This is a genomic window from Corynebacterium sp. HMSC075D04, assembly GCF_001815635.1.
Taxonomy (GTDB): Bacteria; Actinomycetota; Actinomycetes; order Mycobacteriales; family Mycobacteriaceae; genus Corynebacterium; species Corynebacterium coyleae.
The window spans coordinates 42,159-61,081 of the sequence record NZ_KV821289.1; the positions used below are offsets into that span (position 1 = coordinate 42,159).

Here is an 18,923-nt window from a genome sequence, read left to right on the forward strand (position 1 = left end):
TCCGGAGCAGTTGAAAGGACACCGAAGCGTGCAAACCCATGAGATCCGAGAGCGGTTTACCAACCATTTCGTTGAGGCCGGGCACACCCCGGTACCGAGCGCCTCGCTGATTCTCGACGATCCGACGCTGCTGTTCGTCAACGCAGGAATGGTGCCGTTCAAGCCGTACTTCTTGGGCGATCAGACCCCAGACTTTGCCAATGGCACGGCGACATCGATTCAGAAGTGCGTGCGTACCCTCGATATCGAGGAAGTAGGTATCACCACCCGCCACAACACGTTCTTCCAGATGGCTGGCAACTTTTCGTTTGGTCAGTACTTCAAGGAAGGCGCCATTACTCACGCGTGGAACCTGTTGACGGGTGCTGTTGCTGACGGTGGCTATGGCCTTGATCCGGAGCGTCTCTGGGTTACGGTCTTCCTTGACGACGACGAGGCGGCCGCAATCTGGCGCGACAAGATTGGCGTTCCGGAAGAGCGTATTCAGCGCATGGGCATGGAGGATAACTTCTGGTCCATGGGTATCCCCGGTCCGTGCGGCCCTTGCTCTGAGATCTACTACGACCGGGGCCCGGAGTACGGCAAGGAAGGCGGCCCAATCGCCGACGACAACCGTTACATGGAGATCTGGAACCTCGTGTTCATGGAGTCCATTCGCGGCGAAGGTGATAAGAAGGGCAACTTCGAGATTGTCGGCGAGCTGCCACAGAAGAACATCGATACCGGTCTTGGCATTGAGCGTGTGGCCTGCATCCTGCAGGAAGTAGACAACGTCTACGAGACGGACCTTCTGCGTCCGGTCATCGATGCAGCCGTGGAGCTCACCGGTTCGAAGTACGACGACGGCAACAAGGAAGACGATGTCCGCTTCCGCGTGATCGCTGACCATGCCCGTACCGGCATGATGATCATCCTCGACGGTGTTACCCCGTCGAATGAGGGCCGTGGCTACATCCTGCGCCGTCTGCTTCGCCGCATCATCCGCTCCGCGCGTCTGTTGGGTGCGACGAAGCCGGTTATGGAGACGTTCATGAACACGATCATGGACACCATGACGCCGTCCTTCCCGGAGATCGCGGACAACCGCGAGCGCATTTTGCGTGTTGCTGTTGCGGAAGAAAAGGCGTTCTCCAAGACACTGGAGTCCGGCACGTCGCGTTTCGACGAAGCCGCAACCGCAGTGAAGGCTTCGGGTGCTGCTGTCCTGCCGGGTGATCAGGCCTTTGAGCTGCATGACACCTACGGCTTCCCGATCGACCTAACGGTCGAGATGGCGCGCGAGGCCGGCCTGGACGTCGATATGGATGCCTTTAACGCTGCGATGCAGGAACAGCGAGAGCGCGCGAAGGCCGACAACAAGGCGAAGAAGCACCGCAACGTTGACGAGTCGCTGTACCGCGAATGGGTTGACAACAACCCGACGGAATTCGTCGGCTACGAGCAGTTGGTCCACGACGGCACGGTCATTGGCCTCGTGCGCGACGGTGAGAAAGTTGGCGAGGTTTCCCAGGGCGACGAGGTCGAGGTCATCCTCGACGTCACCCCGATGTACGCCGAATCTGGTGGTCAGATGGCCGACCGTGGCCGCTTGATCATGGGGGACACGATCCTCAACGTCAACGACGTGCAGCGCGTAGGCAAGAAACTGTGGCTGCACAAGGCGACGGTCCAAAACGGTGGACTGGATCTCGGCTCGACGGTCACGGCTGAGGTTGACGGTGCGTGGCGCCACGGTGCCCGCCAGGCGCACTCCGCAACGCACCTCATTCACGCGGCGCTGCGTGAGGTGCTCGGCCCCACAGCAGTCCAGGCTGGTTCCTTGAACAAGCCGGGTTACCTGCGCTTCGACTTCAACTACACCGAGGCGCTGACCGAGGCACAACTGCAGGAGATTGCGACGATCACGAACCAGGCTGTCGACGCAGACTTTGCTGTCAACACCATTGAGACCACGCTGGACAAGGCGAAGGCCATGGGTGCGATGGCGCTGTTCGGCGAAAGCTACGGCGACGTTGTCCGCGTCGTGGAGATCGGCGGACCGTTCTCCGTCGAGCTTTGTGGCGGTACCCACGTGGAGCACGCCTCCCAGATCGGCCCTGTCGCCGTGCTTGGCGAGTCCTCGGTCGGTTCCGGAGCCCGCCGTATCGAGGCGTACTCCGGTATGGATTCCTTCAAGTACCTGTCGAAGGAGGCAGCGCTGGCTTCTGGCCTGGCTGCGGAGCTCAAGACGCCGACGGAAGATCTTCCGGACCGTATTGCCCAGCTTGCTGAGCGACTGCGTGCGGCTGAAAAGGAAATCGAGAACCTGCACCGTCAGCAGCTGTTGGCTTCCACTGCAAGCCTTGCGGAGGAAGCAGAGACCATCGGCGCGCGTCGCCTCGTCGCAAAGCAGCTGCCCGACGGGATCAACACGGGTGATCTGCGCACGATTGTTTCTGACCTGCGTGGCAAGTTGCAGTCCGAGGATGCGCTGATCGTGCTGACCTCGAAGGTTGGCGACAAGGTTTCTCTGGCGGTTGCAGCAACAAAGGCTGCAGTGGAAGACGGCATCAAGTCGGGCGATGTGGTCAAGGTGCTTGGCGAGTACGTCGATGGCAAGGGTGGCGGAAAGCCTGACCTTGCGCAGGGCTCTGGTGCGAAGCCCGAAGGCATTCCTGCTGCTTTGTCCGCTGTGCGTGACTGGCTTCGCCGGGACTAAGCCTCGCGTTCGCGGACAAACTCGACGCTGACACGCCGAATGCGCGTCCGACGAGACGCACAGCTAACGGCTAGGTTGAGACCAGGCCAGCAGACACGGAAAGGAGCAGCGATGAAGGTGGAGCCAGATCGCCCTGGGGTCGACGACCCCGGTGCGGGACGCCGACTTGGCATTGATGTCGGCACTGTGCGCATTGGCGTTGCCCGCTCCGACCGGGATGCCCGCCTGGCAACACCGGTCGAAACGATTGACAGAGTGACCGGCTTCAAGGACCGCGATGGGCAAGATATCGAGCGGATATTGGAACTCATCGCTGAGAATGAAGCAGTCGAAGTCATTGTGGGGCTTCCTCGTGATCTGCAAGGCAATGGATCAAAAAGCGTGAAACATGCGAAGGAAATTGCATTCCGTATTCGCCGGCGTAGCGATGTGCCGGTGCGGATGGCGGATGAGCGTCTCACCACAGTTGCTGCGACGCATTCATTGCGGATGTCTGGTGTGAATGAGAAAGCAGGCCGTGCGGTCATTGATCAAGCAGCTGCTGTAGAGATTTTGCAATCGTGGCTTGACGGCCGACTGAACTACCTCAAGGAGAACTAACCGTGTCTACCCGTGAAGCCGCACGCCGGCGTACCCGAGGCACCGCGGTGCTAGTCGCATCCATTTTGCTCATCATTGGCCTTGTCGCTTGGATTGCCGTCTTGCGCAACCTTTCGGGTTCGGCAGACTTTGAGGGTGCAGGCAACGGTGAGGAACAGGTCGTTCAAATCAAGGAGGGATCGAGCCTGTCAGCGCTTGGCCCAGAGCTTGAAGAGCGCGGCATTGTTGCCAGCGACGGTGCTTTCCAAACAGCGGCAGCGAATAACCCTGATGCGGGAAACATTCAGCCTGGCTTCTACAGATTGCAGGGCAAAATGAGCGCGAAGTCAGCGGTTGAGGCACTCCTTGATCCCGCGCAGCGCATCACCCCTCTGCAGGTTTACGGGGGTGCGACGTTGATGGATATCAACGTCGTTGGCGGCCAGACTCGGTTCGGTATTTTCTCGATGATCCAGTCGGCTACCTGTGGCGAGGAGGTAACACCGGATTGTGTCAACGTGGAGAAGCTGAACAACGCTGCGGCGAACAGTGATCCTGAGAAGCTCGGTGTGCCGGAGTGGGCTCGTGAAACGGTTGCTGCCCGTGCTGGCGACGCGAAGCGTTTGGAGGGCCTCATTGCCCCTGGTGAGTACATCATCGACCCGCACGCGAGCGCCGAGGATATTCTTTCGGATCTGGTGACGCGCTCTGCGAAGCAGTATGACGCAACCGACATTGTCAACCGCGCGCAAGTGATTGGCTTGAGCCCGTACGAGTTGCTTGTTGCTGCGTCCTTGGTTGAGCGTGAGGCGCCGGCCGGAGAGTTTGACAAGGTCGCTCGCGTCATCTTGAACCGTCTCGATGAGCCGATGCGACTGGAATTCGACTCCACGGTGAACTACGGGCTGCCGAGCGTTGAGGTTGCAACCACAGATGAAGACCGCAAGCGGGTTACTCCGTGGAACACGTACGCAATGGATGGCCTGCCGCAAACGCCGATTGCATCTCCGTCCATTGAGGCGATCGATGCAGTAGAGCACCCAGCTGACGGCAACTGGCTGTTCTTCGTCACCGTGGACAAGGACGGCACAACCATCTTCAACGACACGTTCGAGCAGCACCTCAATGACACGCAGCGCGCGATCGAGTCGGGCATCCTGGACTCGCAGCGTTAGTTATGGAGTCCTCGCGCAGCATGAACTCAGCCAAACCTGTGTCGGGGACTGTGACGAATCGGGCAGCGGTCCTCGGTTCACCGATCGAGCACTCCTTATCGCCGGTTCTTCACAATGCGGGTTACGAGGCGGCGGACCTCACTGGGTGGCATTACTCGCGCCAACAGTGTGTTGCGGATGATTTGGCTGATCTCGTCCGCAACGCCGATCCGAGTTTCCGGGGCTTTTCTGTAACCATGCCGTGCAAGTTTGCCGCTCTCGCGGTGGCGGATGAAGTCACTGACAGGGCACGTGAGATCGGCTCCGCAAACACGCTGACGCGTATCGACGACAACCGTTGGCGCGCCGACAACACTGACTGCGAGGGCGTGATTGCTGCCATTGGGGAGCTACTTGGTCCCGATTCCCCGGTTCACGCCGTTATCGTTGGCGCGGGCGGTACAGCGCGCGCAGTCATGTGGGCCTTGCGGCATATCGGAGTCCGTGAGGTAACCGTGGTCAACCGCACTGACCGCAGCGGGGAGTACACAGACCTTGCTGCGGGGATGGTGCTTAACTTCGTGGATTTCGAGGCACCTCTAGCGGACATTACGTCCGCATCGGACCTCGTCATTTCGACTGTCCCCGCCGGGGCAGCTGACTACGTGGCATCCGATCTTGCACACGCCCCGGTGTTTGACGTGATCTACGACCCGTGGCCCACGCGGCTCGCCGTAGAGGCTGCAGCGAACGGCTACCGCACCGTTGGTGGACTGTCGATGCTTGCCGGACAGGCGTACGCTCAGTTCGAGCAATTCACCGGTGTGGACGCACCGCGACAGGCGATGCGCGACGCGCTGATGCGGCACGCGAACTCGTAAGAAGCAGCTCGCTTGCCAGAGCGGTTCGAAGTACTCAACTTCGGTACGCTGTCCATATGGAATTCGGGGGAGTTTTGGGGGCCACTGTTGCTGCCTGCTGGACAGCGGCCCTGATGGTGTTTGATGTTGCGTTTCGGCGTCTGCCGAATGCGCTGACAGTGCCGCCGGCCATTGTGGCGCTGATTGCTTGCCTTCTCGCTCCATTTCTTGGCGAGGCGACGTTGCTGTGGGCACTGCTGTGGCCGGGGCTGTATCTGTTTTCGCCTCAGGGGGTCGGTGGTGGGGACGTTAAGTTGGCGCTGCCGCTGGCGATGGTGTGTGTGATCTCCGGAAAACTGCCGGCGGTACTCGTTGCGATTGGTGTGTCCGGCCTGCTCACAGTCTTAATGGCGTGGTTAAGTCGCAGCCGAACCGTCGCACATGGTCCATCGATGCTTGCCACAACGTGGCTCGTCGTAATGTATTTCGGGGTATAAGCACATCTATCGCAGCTGCTTGTGCGAGAATGTCGCCATGCTTCGTTGGACTACAGCCGGTGAATCGCACGGCCAGGCCCTCGTAGCCCTCGTTGAGGGCATGCCTTCTGGGGTGCCGGTATTGAAAGAAGAAATTGCTCATCAGCTCGCTCGTCGCCGTCTCGGTTATGGCCGTGGCGCGCGAATGAAGTTTGAGGCAGATGAGCTCACTTTGCTGACGGGCGTCGTGCACGGCTCATCTATCGGTAGCCCGGTGGCTATCCAGATTGGCAACACCGAGTGGCCGAAGTGGACCACGATCATGTCTGCTGAGCCGGTTGATGCCTCTGACCCTGAGGTGGCAAAAGAGTTGAGCTCTGGTCGCGGTGCGTCGTTGACCCGTCCGCGTCCGGGGCACGCCGATTTCGCCGGCATGATCAAATACGGTTTCGGTTCTGCACGTCCTGTGCTTGAGCGTTCCTCTGCACGAGAGACTGCTGCCCGCGTAGCAGCCGGTACGGTTGCCCGTAGCTACCTGCGTGAGGTTCTCGGGGTTGAGGTGTTTTCCCATGTGGTGTCGATTGGGGAGTCGGTGCCGTACGCAGGAGAATCGCCAAGCTTCGCCGATATTGAGGCAATTGATGCTTCCCCTGTTCGTGCGTTTAACAAGGACGCCGAGGCGGACATGGTCGCGTGCATTGAGGCTGCGAAGAAATCGGGCGACACGCTCGGCGGGATCGTTGAGGTCATTGTGGATGGGCTGCCGATCGGCCTTGGCTCCCACATTTCTGGCGAACGACGCTTGGATGCGCAGTTGGCAGGCGCGCTGATGGGTATCCAGTCGGTGAAAGGCGTCGAAATCGGCGACGGTTTCGAGGAGGCGCGTCGCCGTGGATCGCAGGCACACGACGAAATCGAGCGCACCGAAGATGGTGTGCGGAGGCTGACCAACCGTGCAGGCGGTATCGAAGGTGGCATGACGAATGGGGAGCAGTTGCGCGTTCGCGCTGCGATGAAGCCCATCTCGACTGTCCCTCGTGCCTTGAAGACGGTTGATATGAGCACCGGCGACGCTGCCACGGGGATTCACCAACGCTCCGATGTCTGTGCCGTGCCCGCTGGTGGTGTCGTTGCAGAGGCAATGGTTGCGCTTGTTCTGGCACAGGCTGTCTCTGAGAAATTCGGGGGAGACACGATTGAGGAGGTGAAGCGCAACGTAGAGTCGTACAAGGAGTACGTCGCACAACGTCTTGCGTTTGATCAAGTTAGGGATGCCGATGACTGAGCTCACTGATTTGCAGGCAGTAGAGGCATGCAACGAGGAGTCAACAAATACAAGTCCGGCGACGGTTCATACGGCTCCTCGCGTGGTGCTCGTCGGTATGCCGGGGTCAGGTAAGTCAACGATTGGTCGTCGAATAGCTAGCGCGCTGAACCTGCCGATCATGGATTCGGATCTGCTCATCGAACAGGCTGAAGGCAAAGCGTGTGGCGAGGTGTACGCCGAGTTGGGTGAGGATGCCTTCCGTGAGCTCGAAGTCGGGTTTGTGGCACGTGCTCTGGCCACCGGTGGGGTAGTGAGCCTCGGCGGCGGTGCGATCGTGACCGAGGAAGTGCGACAGCTGCTGCAGCGCCACACTGTTGTTTGGATCGATGTCAGCGCGGAAGAGGGTATTCGCCGCACAGCACAGGATTCCACTCGACCAGTGCTTGACAGTGATGATCGCGAGCAGCGTTACCGCGACCTCATGGATCAACGTGAACCGCTGTACCGCGAAGTGGCCACGTTCCGCGTCCGCACGGACGCGCGGCCACCGCAGCGTGTTGTCGCAGAGGTTTTGGGTTTCATCGACGGCGAGTAGTTTCCGTCAGGCTTCAGTTCTGTCAAGCGAAGGAGCAAACAATGGCAGTGGTATCCGTCACGGGCCCAAGTCCGTACGACATTCATATTGGCAGCAATAACCTTGACGCCGTAGCAGGTCACCTTGCGGATTCCGGCGCACGCCGTGTGCTGGTGGTCCACCAGGAACCGTTGCGTGCCGTTGCTGAGGACCTTGAGCACATGCTTGAGCAAGCGGGCCTGGCGCCGGTCTTGGCATGTGTTCCCGATGCGGAGGCTGGAAAGGATCTTCCGGTGCTTTCCCACTTGTGGGACGTGTTGGGGGAGCACGGGTTCTCGCGCCAGGACGCCGTTGTCGGTTTGGGTGGCGGCGCTGTGACAGATCTTGCCGGTTTCGCCGCGGCCACGTGGATGCGCGGCATCAAGGTTGTGCATGTGCCGACGACATTGCTCGCCATGGTTGATGCGGCAGTCGGCGGCAAGACTGGCATCAACACGACCGCAGGTAAAAATCTCGTCGGTGCGTTCCACGAGCCGAATGCGGTGTTTATTGATCTCGCTCGTATTGCAACGCTGCCTGAGCAAGAGGTTGTTTCAGGTTCTGCTGAGTTGGTAAAGACGGGCTTTATTGCGGACCCGCGGATTTTGGAGCTCTATCAGGAGGGCCCAGAGCATCACTGGGCGGAGCTTGTCGAGCGCTCTGTCAGCGTAAAAGCCAAGGTCGTGGGGGAGGACCTCAAGGAAGCTGGGCTGCGCGAGATTCTTAACTATGGCCACACTCTGGGCCATGCGATCGAACGTCGCGAGCATTACATGTGGCGCCACGGCAATGCCGTCGGGGTGGGCATGATGTTTGTGGCACACCTTGCTCATGCGCGCGGGCTTATCGACGATGACCTGGTCGCCCTCCACGAGACCGTCATCAGTGGTGCGGGACTTCCCACGCGCTACGAGGCCGGTGCGTTTGAAGAGTTGCATGAGGCGATGCTTCTGGACAAGAAGAACCGCGACGGCAAGATCCGATTTGTCGTCCTGGACGGCCTTGGGTCCTGCACTCGCCTGGAGGACGCAACTGTGGAAGAGATGCGCGCGGCGTACGCAAAGATTTCGGAGTAGAACATGAAAATCTTGGTACTCAATGGTCCGAACCTCAATCGACTCGGCAAACGCCAACCGGAGGTGTATGGGACGGTCACGCTGGCGGACGTCGAAAAGCAATTGCACGATCACGCAGCCGATCTTGGGGTTGAAGTGGAGTGCCGCCAGTCCAACTACGAGGGCCAACTCATTGACTGGGTGCATGAAGCAGCCGATAACACTTGGCCGGTGATCATTAACCCGGGTGGTTTTACCCATACCTCGGTTGCGCTTCGTGATGCACTGGTAGAACTAAATGATCACCAAGGTTTTATTGAGGTGCATATTTCGAACGTGCACGCGCGCGAGTCGTTCAGGCACCATTCGTACCTCTCGCCAATCGCCGTAGGCGTGATCGCGGGGTTGGGTACGGAAGGCTACCGGCTCGCGTTGGACTACTTCGCAAGGAGGAAATGATGGCATTGGCCGATACTCGTTTTGAAACTCGTCGGAGGAAACTCTCGTCGCAACTTGCGGCACAGCGTATCGACGACATGCTGGTCACCCATTTGACCCACGTGCGTTACCTGTCTGGTTTCTCCGGCTCGAACGGCGCGCTTCTGGTGTCGAAAGACCGTACTGCGAAGATCGCAACCGACGGTCGTTACACCACTCAGATTGCTGAAGAGGTCCCGGATATCAAGGCGACGATTGCTCGCGCGACAGCAACCGAGTTGTTGTCGCAGGTTACCGAAGGCCACCGTGTGGGCTATGAGGCCGATTTCGTTTCCGTTGCGGAGCTCAAGCGCCTCGAGGATGCATGCCCGGAGGGCGTAACCCTTGTGCCGGTTTCTGGCGTGATTGAAGGGATCCGCTTGTTTAAGGACAACCTTGAACTCACCCGTCTGACTGAGGCTGCCGAGCTGGCCACACAGGCGTTGGAGGAACTCGTCGCCGCAGGAGAATTGCGAGCAGGCCGTTCTGAGCGTGACATTGCCGCTGACCTTGAGTACCGCATGCGTCGACTTGGTGCAGAACGCCCAAGTTTTGACACGATTGTCGCCTCCGGCCCGAACGCCTCGAAGCCACACCATCAGGCCGGCGACCGTCTTATCGCCGAAGGCGATTTGGTGACCATTGATTACGGTATGCACCGCCTCGGGTTCAACTCCGATATGACCCGTACGTTTGCTATCGGGGAAATCGGTCAGTTGGAGCGCGAGATTTACGAAGTGACGCTTGCATCCCAGCTTGCTGGCGTGAAGGCAGCCACGGCGGGAACGGCACTTGTGGATGTAGACAAGGCCTGCCGCGACGTTATTGAAGAGGCAGGCTTCGGCGAGTACTTCGTTCACTCCACTGGCCACGGTGTCGGCCTGGACGTGCATGAAGCCCCGTCTGCCGCACAGACCGGCAAGGGAGACCTAAAGGAAGGTATGACCCTGACCATTGAGCCGGGGATCTACATTCCGGGCAAGACCGGTGTGCGTATCGAGGACACGTTGATCATCACATCAGGGAAGCCACGGATTATCACCAAGTACCCGAAGGAATTGACGGTGCTGTAGCATTGCTGTGTTTGTACACGTTCCGAAACAATTACGAGGAAGGTACCACCCATGGCAACTACCGCCGATTTTAAGAACGGTCTTGTGCTGAAGGTCGATGGCAAACTGCAGCAGATCGTTGAGTTCCAGCATGTCAAGCCCGGTAAGGGACCGGCATTCGTGCGCACCAAGCTTAAGGATGTCGTCTCCGGAAAGACCGTTGAGAAGACGTGGAACGCAGGTGTGAAGGTGGAGACCGCGACGGTTGATCGTCGCGATATGACCTACCTGTACAACGACGGCACGAGCTACGTTGTCATGGACGACAAGACCTTCGAGCAGTTCGAGCTGCCGGCCGACAAGTTCGGCGATGCAGCACGCTTCCTGCTGGAGAACATGCATGTTCAGGTTTCTTTCCACGAGGGTGAAGCACTTTTCGCTGAGCTTCCGATCTCTGTGGACCTCAAGATCGAGCACACCGAGCCGGGTCTGCAGGGCGACCGTTCCACCGGTGGTACCAAGCCGGCAACGCTGGAGACTGGTGCTGAGATCCAGGTTCCGCTGTTCCTGGAAACCGGCAACGTGGTCAAGGTTGACACGCGTACTGGCGAGTACCTCTCTCGCGTGAACAACTAATGCTCGACTACAAACGTCATGGCGCCCGTTACCGGGCGCGCCGTCGTGCGGTAGACATGCTGTTCGAGGCGGAGACACGGGATATCGATCCGGTTGCCATCGTTGAGGACCGCACTGAGCTTTCGCGGAATCCGTTGAACGCAGTTGCGCCGGTTGCTGATTACACCCGCGAGATCGTCGCAGGTGCTGCGGAGAAGCTCGACGACTTGGACGACGCGATTGAGCGTTCACTCAGCGAGGACTGGGAGCTGTTTCGCTTGCCAGCCGTCGACCGTCAGATCCTGCGTGTGGCCGCCTGGGAGATTTTGTTTAACGACGAAGTCGATGCGCCAATCTCGATCAAGGAAGCTGTCGAGATGGCTTCTGAGTACTCGGGCGCCAAGGCTGCGCCTTACATCAACGCTGTGTTGGATCGGATTGCATCGTCCGTTGATCCGAATTCGCCGTTCTTCGTGTCGCCTGATAGCGAAGAAGACGCCGAAGATACCGACCAGTCCGCAGACCAGGACGGTGGCGTAGGCGTGGCGGAAACGTCGGAGGATGACGCCTCCGAGTAATCCAACTCGCTCAAACCCAGATAGGCCGTTGCCAGCAGGTTTTCCTCATTAGGGAATGAACCTGCTGGCAACGGTTTTGTTTTTCTTCGGTTCTTCCTCGGCTGTGCCCAGACACCTGTAAGGTTACTAACGACAATCCTTTTCAGTAACCTTAAGGAGCGGCCATGCCCCGCCGTACTACTTCCGCTATGGGCGATCTAAAAGACGTGCATCCTCGGAAGAGCTTTGTGGCGCTGTTATCCGCGGTAGCGCTCACGGTGCTGTGTGCACCGTTGTCGTGGAGTGAAGCCTCACAGCCGGTTGTGCGAACCCAAACACACGTCGACTCACCCCACGCTGTGTGGGAGGATGGAACGTTTCGCCTCATGTCCAATAGTGCGGGCTACCTGCCCATTGAGGACACCGTGAACTGGGTGAGTAGGGGACGCGTGGACGGCGGCCTAGGTGCCTACGCCTGGCGTGTTCCCGACGATCCCCGATTCGATTTCCTCGACCCGTACGACGAGCAACTGATGTACTTCGGTGGGCCCGCGCACGGTTTCCCTAAGAACACCATGCCGATTTGGGCAGGTTTCGGAGCGGCCGCTGACTTGCCGACAGAGGATTTCCGTGCGGCTTCCTTCAATATGGAGATCGTCGATTTCCACGGTCCCGGAAAGATGGAGTTGTTTAACTACAGCGACGAGGTCTATCCGCTTAACCGGCTCTGGTCGTCCCACGATCCAGGTTTCCGTGCAACGTGGGTCAACGCCGGTACCCACACTCACAACTCGACGACCTTCACTCGACCGGGGCGCTATGAGGTGACGTATCGGGCGACAGCCCGTCTCAAAGACGGTTCCTTTATCCATTCGGAACCCCAGACACTCGTGTGGCAGGTCGGCGGTACGAACCCGGCTGACCGCACAATCAACGATTTGCCCCGAGCCTATAGTCAGGCAAACACGTCGGGGACAGGTTCCCCAACGTTCCAGATGCGCCCTGCACAAGGAGAGACCAAGGGCGCACAGGAGGGGATCCTGACCAATTTGGCGTTTGATACCGGTAACCCGAAAGATGCTGGGCATGTCGTGTTCCTTATCAACGGTTTCTACCTTGCGGAACGGGAAGCAGTCGGCGGCAAGGCCTCGTGGGATGAGATGATCGGCGAAGAGTTTTCCGACTTCCAGGCGGTCTACATTCCTGTATCTGGATCGCCGTCGCCACGTTGGATTTCTGCGCCGTTGACGTTTAGGACTGGGGCGGTGGCGTCGTCGACAAGCGAGCGCGCTGAGGAGCTTCCAACCCCGCAGATGGATGACATCGCGCCTTTTGAAACCGAGCCGTTCAACATCACCAGTCCAGATGTCGTGGTGTCTACTGGAGAGGTCTACGGCGAGGACGACCGCAACATCGACATCACGGTGCGCCCAGCTGATGATCGCACCACGCTTCGTGTCTCCGGTGGTTTCTACCGCATCGACGGTGACCCGTTGACTGAATTGCCAGAACACGCTATCGCCGATTGCGAAATTGAATTCACCTCAGCTCCTGGCGGCCGAACCAGCAAACAACTCGTTGACGGTTGCCGCCGTCCTGGGCATCAATTGATCCTCAAGATTGTGCCCGAAGCGCGATCGAACGCCACTGACGCAGCTTTGTTTAACCACCTGCAGGAGGCTGATTACTCGCCGATTCCCGAGACCACAGTGACGTTGGGTGAAGCACCTGCAACGCCACCTGCAGCACCGACTGCAACCTCTGAAGCGCCGTCGCCGCAGCCGTCTTCACCGGCGCCTTCACCGGCGCCTTCGGCGGAACCCTCACCATCGTCGACGCCCACTCCAGCGCAGGAGAAAGTGCTCAACCTGCACTCCGGGCACGTCGATATTGCACCGCTCTACGAGTCAGGCACACTTCACCTGCGCGTGAAAGACGAGACGAATCTTTACGACAAGGGTGCGGTGTGGCGCTCGCCATCCAGCGTTGCTTTCACCGTGCCGAAACAGGTCGGGACAGTGCTGGATGACGATATCGAAGGCTTCGCAAAAGCAGGGGAGGTCGCATATATTCTCCCAGAAACACAGCGCCGTGGAGTTGTCTGGCCTGGCTTAAGCACAGAGCATGCTTTCGGTGAGACAGGGAAGAACTACACCTTCACGCTGACACCTGTATCTGCACCACGGGGCGGTAACTGGATCGCGTTTCGCGGTGATCAGACAGATCCGAGCATGCGTCTTGCAGGCAACGACGCAACCCGTGCGTACACCACCGACGGTCCAGAACACATGCATGTTTCCTGGGCCTTTAATAAGCCAGGCAGCTATGAAATCGGAGTGTCCGTCGCCGAGGTTGGAGGATCCACATCAAAGCAGGAAATTCTGCGGTTCGTGGTAGCAGCCGACGGGGAGTTTGTTCCGCCGACGGTGCCCGACACGACCGGGCCCGACACGACGGTCGCGACAACGGCACCGGCACCAACGCCGGCACAGACAACGGCACCAACGGCAGCACCGACTACGTCTGCCCAGGCGACGACCCTGCCGTCCTCAGAACCTCCAGCTGAGACTACGCCGGTCGAGATCACCACAGGCCATGTTGATTTTGGCCCAAAGGTTATCGACGGCAAGACTGGCTTCTTCGTCCACGAAGGAAGTACCCATCACATTCCCGAATCGGTTGCACTGCGTGTGTTCGATGCTCGAAAGATCACAGTCGATCAACGCACTGCACGGGTTGCAACGAATGTCGGATTCCTCCAGGAAGGTGACACGGTGTATCACCTTCCGCTCGGGCAGCTTCACGACGCCGTCTGGCCCGGGTGGGACACGATGAAAGTAGCGGAGACTTACCCAGATGGTGTCAACATTGAAGTGCGCCCGAAAACTGCGCCAACAGGTGGACGTTGGTGGGCGGGGCACCTGCCAACTATCGGCGTGCCGCCTGCGACGTTGGCCGATGATTCCCAAACGCACACCATCACGGGAGTCACACCGGGCAATTTCCACGTGCACGCAGACTGGATCTTTACGCAGCCCGGCGTCTATGACATTGAGATGCGTACCGTTTCGCTTAGCGGCGAACCTGTGACGGAATGGTCAACGGTGACGTATCTCGTTGGCGATGACACGCAGATTTCCAGCAGGAACGACGTGCCTCAGGCGTCGCCATCGGCCAGCGGCTCGACATCGGCCAGTGGCTTGCCAACGCCTACCAGCCCAACGAGCACCAGCCCAACGAGCACTGTGCGAGAGAGTCAACAGGCAACCGCTCGGCCAACTGCGTCTGCGACGGTGACTGCGTCCGCGTCACGGACTGCGGCATCATCAACGGGCTCGAAACAGAAAACCCCTACGAGCCTCACGACCCCCACGACGCAGCGGTCGCGTGCAAGCTCGGCGGTTGCGCAAGGCGCAGCCGTCGGCAGCACACAGAAGGTGGCGCGGGGGACCGGAGAAGGTACCGCGCAAAGCCCTCGTGTCTCTGATGAACAACGAGGAGGTTCGCTGGCCTCGACGGGAGCTGAAGTCCGCAATGCTCTCGGCTTGGCAATCGCGTGCCTCATCGTTGGAGGCGTTTTGATGAGCAGGCGTAAATAGGGGAGAAGGGCGACCTAAGCGGTGAGAAAACCGCTTAGCTCTCCTCGGTATCGTTCTGCGCTGCGCTTGCTTCCTCAGCGGTGCGCTTGATCTCGCCCACCAGCACCTGCATGGCATTTTGGGTTTCCAACACACCAGCAACAGCGGCCTTGAGCGAGGACGCGAGTTGCTCGTCGCTTAGCCCTGCGCCGATCGCGATTTCCGATTCGGTGCGCACAACGATCGTCTCGGTGCGGTTGACCACGAGCGCACGCGCGTCGAGGTACGAGCTGTTGACCTGGTTTGCGGCCAGGTACAAGGTGGCATCGGGCGTGTCGGACGGGGTGTCGGTAACCGAGTCCGCACGCAGGATCAACACTGAGTCCAACAGGACAAACAGCAGGTTGAATCCCTTGTAATGGGCGTGGCCTGCGCGGCCAGACGGGTCGTCGGAAACTTCGATGCCCTGCTTCGCCATCGTTTCGATGACGCGGTCGATGGTTACTTGAGTTGCGGTGCTCACTGCTGCGGTTCCTCCCAGTTCACGACGGTCGGGAAAGTGGTTTTGAGGTAGTCGAATGCCTGAAGCGTGGCGTCGATAGACGTCACAATGAAAGAGCCGAGCTGGTTGAATGAGGCTCCATCGGCGATGTTCATCGAGCGAATGGCGCTCACAGCCAGGTTGTCCTCACCGCGTTCGAAGAAACGCAGGGTCGGTGCAAAATGCGTCTGGTTGTGCTCGTTGCAGGCAAACAGCACCTGCGATGCGCTATCGCGGGGAAACTCGCCACGCCACAGGGCCTCGAAGATGAGGTGATCGCCGTCGAGGGCAATGACGATTGCTGCGTTGATAAAACCAGAGCGCACGGCTTGATCTTCGACGCGGTATTCAAGGTTTTCTTCCTCAAAAATCGCGGCGATTGCTTCGGTAGTCACCGGTTCCGGAACGTTGCGTTCTGGGTGCTCGTTGGGCTGGATGGCTTCAGTCTCTTCTGTAGTCACACTTGCGAGAATACCCATCTGGGTGAAACTCCTCGCGATGGCGCGGTGCTGGTGCTAATGTGAAGCGCAGTCTCCGAGACTTCACACGGCCCCGATAGGCGGGACCGCGTCGATATTTCCTTTAAATGCCGCACAGAGAGGCGGGGAAGGAGGTTCGATGAGTGGAAACGAACGGTCGACGGTTGAGCTGCTGAACGCTCAGGACGTCGGTCGCACTGTTGCACGCATCGCGCACCAGATCATCGAGAAGACAACGCTGGACGACAGCGACGGACCGCAGGTCATTCTGCTGGGGATCCCGTCCGGTGGTGTTCCGTTAGCGCAGCGTATTGCGGAAGCGGTTGAAGAATTTTCAGGCGTGAGCGTGCCAGTAGGCAGTCTCGACGTCACTTTGTACCGCGACGATCTCCGCGACAAGCCACATCGGGCACTGCGCCCAACCCACATTCCGGTCGACATCGACGGGGCAATTGTCGTGCTTGTCGACGATGTCTTGTACTCCGGCCGAACCATTCGCGCCGCCCTTGATTCGCTGCGCGACATCGGTAGGCCAGCCGCGATCCAGCTCGCAGTGCTGGTCGATCGTGGCCACCGGGAACTGCCAATCCGCGCGGATTACGTAGGCAAGAACATCCCCACATCGAAGGACGAAGATGTCACTGTCGCGATCGCCCAGCTCGACGGTGAAGATCGCGTGACCCTGGAACGGGAGGCGTAAATGAGGCACCTCATCGATATTGCAGATCTCAGCCGCGAAGAGATCATCGAGCTGATGGATGAAGCGGACCGCTTCCGGGAAGCTCTGGATGGTCGTGAGATCAAGAAGCTTCCGACCCTGCGTGGTCGCACTGTGATGACGTTGTTCTACGAGAACTCGACGCGTACCCGCTCGTCGTTTGAGACAGCGGGCAAGTGGATGAGCGCCGATGTGATCAATCTGTCTGCGTCTTCATCTTCGGTGAAGAAGGGTGAATCGCTCAAAGACACCGCTGCAACCTTGGAGGCAATCGGTGCAGACGCGATCATCATGCGCCACCCTGCTTCGGGTGCGGCACAGCTTCTGGCCAAGTGGTTGCCGAATACAAGCATCGTGAACGCAGGTGACGGCCAGCACCAGCACCCGACACAGGCTTTGCTGGATGCGGTGACCATGCGCCAGCACATTGGCGATGTCGCTGGAAAGCGCGTCCTGATCGTCGGCGATATTTTGCACTCCCGTGTTGCTCGCTCGAACGTGGACCTGCTGCACATCTTGGGCGCAGAGGTTGTGTTGGTTGCGCCGCCGACGCTGCTGCCTACCGGTGTGGAGTTCTGGCCGGCACGTGTCTCGTATGACTTCGATGCCGAGATTGAGCACGCAGATGTCGTGATGATGCTGCGCGTGCAGGCCGAGCGCATGAACGGCGGGTTCTTCCCGTCGCACCGCGAGTACGCCACCTTGTACGGCTTGAGCGTTGATCGAGCCGACCGCATGAAGGATTCGGCGTTGATCATGCACCCGGGTCCGATGCTGCGTGGCATGGAAATTAACTACGACGTGGCTGATCGCGACAATGCTGTCGTCCTTGGCCAGGTCTCTAACGGCGTGTACACCCGCATGGCCGTGTTGTTCACACTGCTCGCCGGCACTGGCGGCGAAGAAGGAGCGATCAAGTGACCAAGCTTGCACTCAACAACGTTCGTCCATATGGCGAGGACGTGACCAGCATTCTCATTGACGTGGAAGACGGTGTCATCGACTCCATTGGGGACAACCCGTTTGACGATGCTGATGAAACCATCGACTGTGGTGGCAACGTGTTGCTTCCTGGTCTCGTCGATATGCACGTGCACCTGCGTGAGCCGGGCCGCGAGGACACCGAAACCATCGCTACCGGCTCGGATGCTGCCGCCAAGGGAGGCTTCACCGCTGTATTCACCATGGCGAATACCAACCCGGTGATCGACCAGCCGTTCCTCGCCGAGGCGGTCTGGGAGAAGGGCCAGACGTACGGTAAATGCGATGTCTACCCGGTGGGCTCGATTACCAAGGGACTCGAGGGCAAGACGCTCACCGAGATCGGTCTGATGGCCCGCAGCGGTGTGCGCATGTTTTCCGACGATGGCAAGTGCGTCAACGACCCGCAGCTCATGCGCCGCGCTATCGAATACGCCAAGGCACACGACGTGATTCTTGCCCAGCATGCGGAAGACCACCGCATGACCGAGGGCGCTGTAGCCCACGAAGGCGAGCAGGCAGCGCGCCTGGGGCTTCGAGGTTGGCCGCGTGTCGCGGAGGAATCCATCGTCGCACGCGACGCGATCATGACTCGTGACTACGGTGGTCGTTACCACCTCTGCCACGCGTCGACCGAAGGCACGGTCGAGCTGCTTCGGTTCGCCAAAGCGCAGGGCATCAACGTTACGGCAGAGGTCACCCCGCACCACCTGCTGCTTACCGACGAAATGCTGTCCACCTACGACGGCCTGTTCCGCGTCAACCCGCCGCTGCGCGAAAAGCGCGACGCTGAAGCGCTCAAGCAAGCGCTTCTCGACGGCACCGTGGACGTCATCGCCACCGACCACGCTCCTCACGGATCTGAAGACAAGTGCGTGGAGTTCGAGCACGCCAAGCCAGGCATGCTCGGCCTAGAAACGTCCATGGCGATCGTGCACCGAGTCTTCGTCGAATCGGGTCTTGCTGACTGGCGCTTCGTGGCCAAGGTCATGAGCGAGCGCCCTGCCGAAATTCTGCGGCTTGAGGACCAGGGCCGTCCGATCGCGGTTGGCGAGCCAGCAAACCTCACCTTGATTGATCCACAGGACACCTGGACCGCAAAGGGCAAGGATATGGCGTCGAAGGCGTCGAACACTCCCTACGAAGGCATCGAATTTAACGCACGCGTAGTTGGCACCTGGCTGCGCGGCACCCAAACCTACTCTGCAAAGAAGGCCTAAACC

Annotated in this window: 18 protein-coding genes; 16 read left to right on the plus strand and 2 right to left on the minus strand. The window is 59.4% G+C overall.

Going from position 1 to position 18,923, the window contains the following annotated elements:
* The first annotated feature begins 28 nt into the window (after positions 1 to 28).
* The 13 genes from alaS (at position 29) to HMPREF3048_RS01010 (ending at position 15,002) form a co-directional block, all read left to right on the plus strand.
* A complete protein-coding gene (gene alaS / locus HMPREF3048_RS00950; RefSeq protein WP_070614986.1) occupies positions 29 to 2,698 on the plus strand; it encodes an alanine--tRNA ligase in 2,670 nt (889 codons plus the stop codon).
* Positions 2,699 to 2,809: 111 nt separating this feature from the next.
* On the plus strand, positions 2,810 to 3,298 hold the full coding sequence (ruvX, locus tag HMPREF3048_RS00955) for a Holliday junction resolvase RuvX (RefSeq protein WP_070423088.1): 489 nt from the start codon (positions 2,810 to 2,812) through the stop codon (positions 3,296 to 3,298).
* Between the two features lie 2 nt (positions 3,299 to 3,300).
* Positions 3,301 to 4,452, plus strand: coding sequence for an endolytic transglycosylase MltG (gene mltG / locus HMPREF3048_RS00960; RefSeq protein WP_070451356.1), 1,152 nt, complete (start codon positions 3,301 to 3,303; stop codon positions 4,450 to 4,452).
* Between the two features lie 20 nt (positions 4,453 to 4,472).
* Positions 4,473 to 5,312, plus strand: coding sequence for a shikimate dehydrogenase (locus HMPREF3048_RS00965; protein WP_070771039.1), 840 nt, complete (start codon positions 4,473 to 4,475; stop codon positions 5,310 to 5,312).
* Positions 5,313 to 5,368: 56 nt separating this feature from the next.
* Complete coding sequence (locus HMPREF3048_RS00970) at positions 5,369 to 5,788, plus strand: prepilin peptidase (RefSeq protein WP_070451359.1); 420 nt, start codon at positions 5,369 to 5,371, stop codon at positions 5,786 to 5,788.
* A 37-nt stretch (positions 5,789 to 5,825) separates the two neighbouring features.
* Entirely contained in the window at positions 5,826 to 7,052 is a 1,227-nt protein-coding gene (aroC, locus tag HMPREF3048_RS00975; protein ID WP_070570409.1) for a chorismate synthase, read from the plus strand.
* Entirely contained in the window at positions 7,045 to 7,629 is a 585-nt protein-coding gene (locus HMPREF3048_RS00980) for a shikimate kinase (protein WP_083316628.1), read from the plus strand. Before aroC ends, HMPREF3048_RS00980 begins: the two co-directional genes overlap by 8 nt.
* Positions 7,630 to 7,670: 41 nt before the next feature.
* Positions 7,671 to 8,723 carry a 3-dehydroquinate synthase gene (aroB, locus tag HMPREF3048_RS00985; RefSeq protein WP_070451365.1) on the plus strand — a complete coding sequence of 351 codons (1,053 nt, stop codon included), beginning with the start codon at positions 7,671 to 7,673 and terminating at the stop codon, positions 8,721 to 8,723.
* 3 nt (positions 8,724 to 8,726) lie between these two features.
* Positions 8,727 to 9,161, plus strand: a complete 435-nt coding sequence (gene aroQ / locus HMPREF3048_RS00990; protein ID WP_070423092.1) for a type II 3-dehydroquinate dehydratase — start codon at positions 8,727 to 8,729, stop codon at positions 9,159 to 9,161.
* Positions 9,161 to 10,252, plus strand: coding sequence for an aminopeptidase P family protein (locus tag HMPREF3048_RS00995; RefSeq protein WP_070451367.1), 1,092 nt, complete (start codon positions 9,161 to 9,163; stop codon positions 10,250 to 10,252). Before aroQ ends, HMPREF3048_RS00995 begins: the two co-directional genes overlap by 1 nt.
* Before the next feature lie 51 nt (positions 10,253 to 10,303).
* The gene (gene efp, locus HMPREF3048_RS01000) at positions 10,304 to 10,867 is read left to right on the plus strand and encodes an elongation factor P (RefSeq protein ID WP_070451369.1); all 564 of its coding nucleotides are present in this window, start codon (positions 10,304 to 10,306) and stop codon (positions 10,865 to 10,867) included.
* Positions 10,867 to 11,424: a transcription antitermination factor NusB gene (gene nusB / locus HMPREF3048_RS01005; RefSeq protein WP_070451371.1), complete on the plus strand. Its 558-nt coding sequence runs from the start codon at positions 10,867 to 10,869 to the stop codon at positions 11,422 to 11,424. The genes efp and nusB overlap by 1 nt, the downstream gene beginning before the upstream one ends.
* Positions 11,425 to 11,612: 188 nt before the next feature.
* Complete coding sequence (locus HMPREF3048_RS01010; RefSeq protein WP_070770975.1) at positions 11,613 to 15,002, plus strand: choice-of-anchor M domain-containing protein; 3,390 nt, start codon at positions 11,613 to 11,615, stop codon at positions 15,000 to 15,002.
* Positions 15,003 to 15,036: 34 nt separating this feature from the next.
* Here the strand turns inward: HMPREF3048_RS01010 and HMPREF3048_RS01015 are convergent, their stop codons facing one another.
* Both HMPREF3048_RS01015 and HMPREF3048_RS01020 read right to left on the minus strand, forming a co-directional pair.
* Positions 15,037 to 15,504: a YbjN domain-containing protein gene (locus HMPREF3048_RS01015; protein WP_070614992.1), complete on the minus strand. Its 468-nt coding sequence runs from the start codon at positions 15,502 to 15,504 to the stop codon at positions 15,037 to 15,039.
* Entirely contained in the window at positions 15,501 to 15,983 is a 483-nt protein-coding gene (locus HMPREF3048_RS01020; protein WP_224212667.1) for a YbjN domain-containing protein, read from the minus strand. The genes HMPREF3048_RS01015 and HMPREF3048_RS01020 overlap by 4 nt, the downstream gene beginning before the upstream one ends.
* A 157-nt stretch (positions 15,984 to 16,140) precedes the next feature.
* Here HMPREF3048_RS01020 and pyrR point away from each other — a divergent pair, with 157 nt between their 5' ends.
* From pyrR to HMPREF3048_RS01035, 3 genes are read left to right on the plus strand one after another with little or no spacing between them, the layout of a single operon-like run.
* Complete coding sequence (gene pyrR, locus HMPREF3048_RS01025) at positions 16,141 to 16,701, plus strand: bifunctional pyr operon transcriptional regulator/uracil phosphoribosyltransferase PyrR (protein WP_070423098.1); 561 nt, start codon at positions 16,141 to 16,143, stop codon at positions 16,699 to 16,701.
* A complete protein-coding gene (locus HMPREF3048_RS01030) occupies positions 16,702 to 17,640 on the plus strand; it encodes an aspartate carbamoyltransferase catalytic subunit (protein ID WP_070423099.1) in 939 nt (312 codons plus the stop codon). It begins immediately after the preceding gene.
* Complete coding sequence (locus HMPREF3048_RS01035; protein ID WP_070451380.1) at positions 17,637 to 18,920, plus strand: dihydroorotase; 1,284 nt, start codon at positions 17,637 to 17,639, stop codon at positions 18,918 to 18,920. The genes HMPREF3048_RS01030 and HMPREF3048_RS01035 overlap by 4 nt, the downstream gene beginning before the upstream one ends.
* The last annotated feature ends 3 nt before the right edge of the window (positions 18,921 to 18,923 follow it).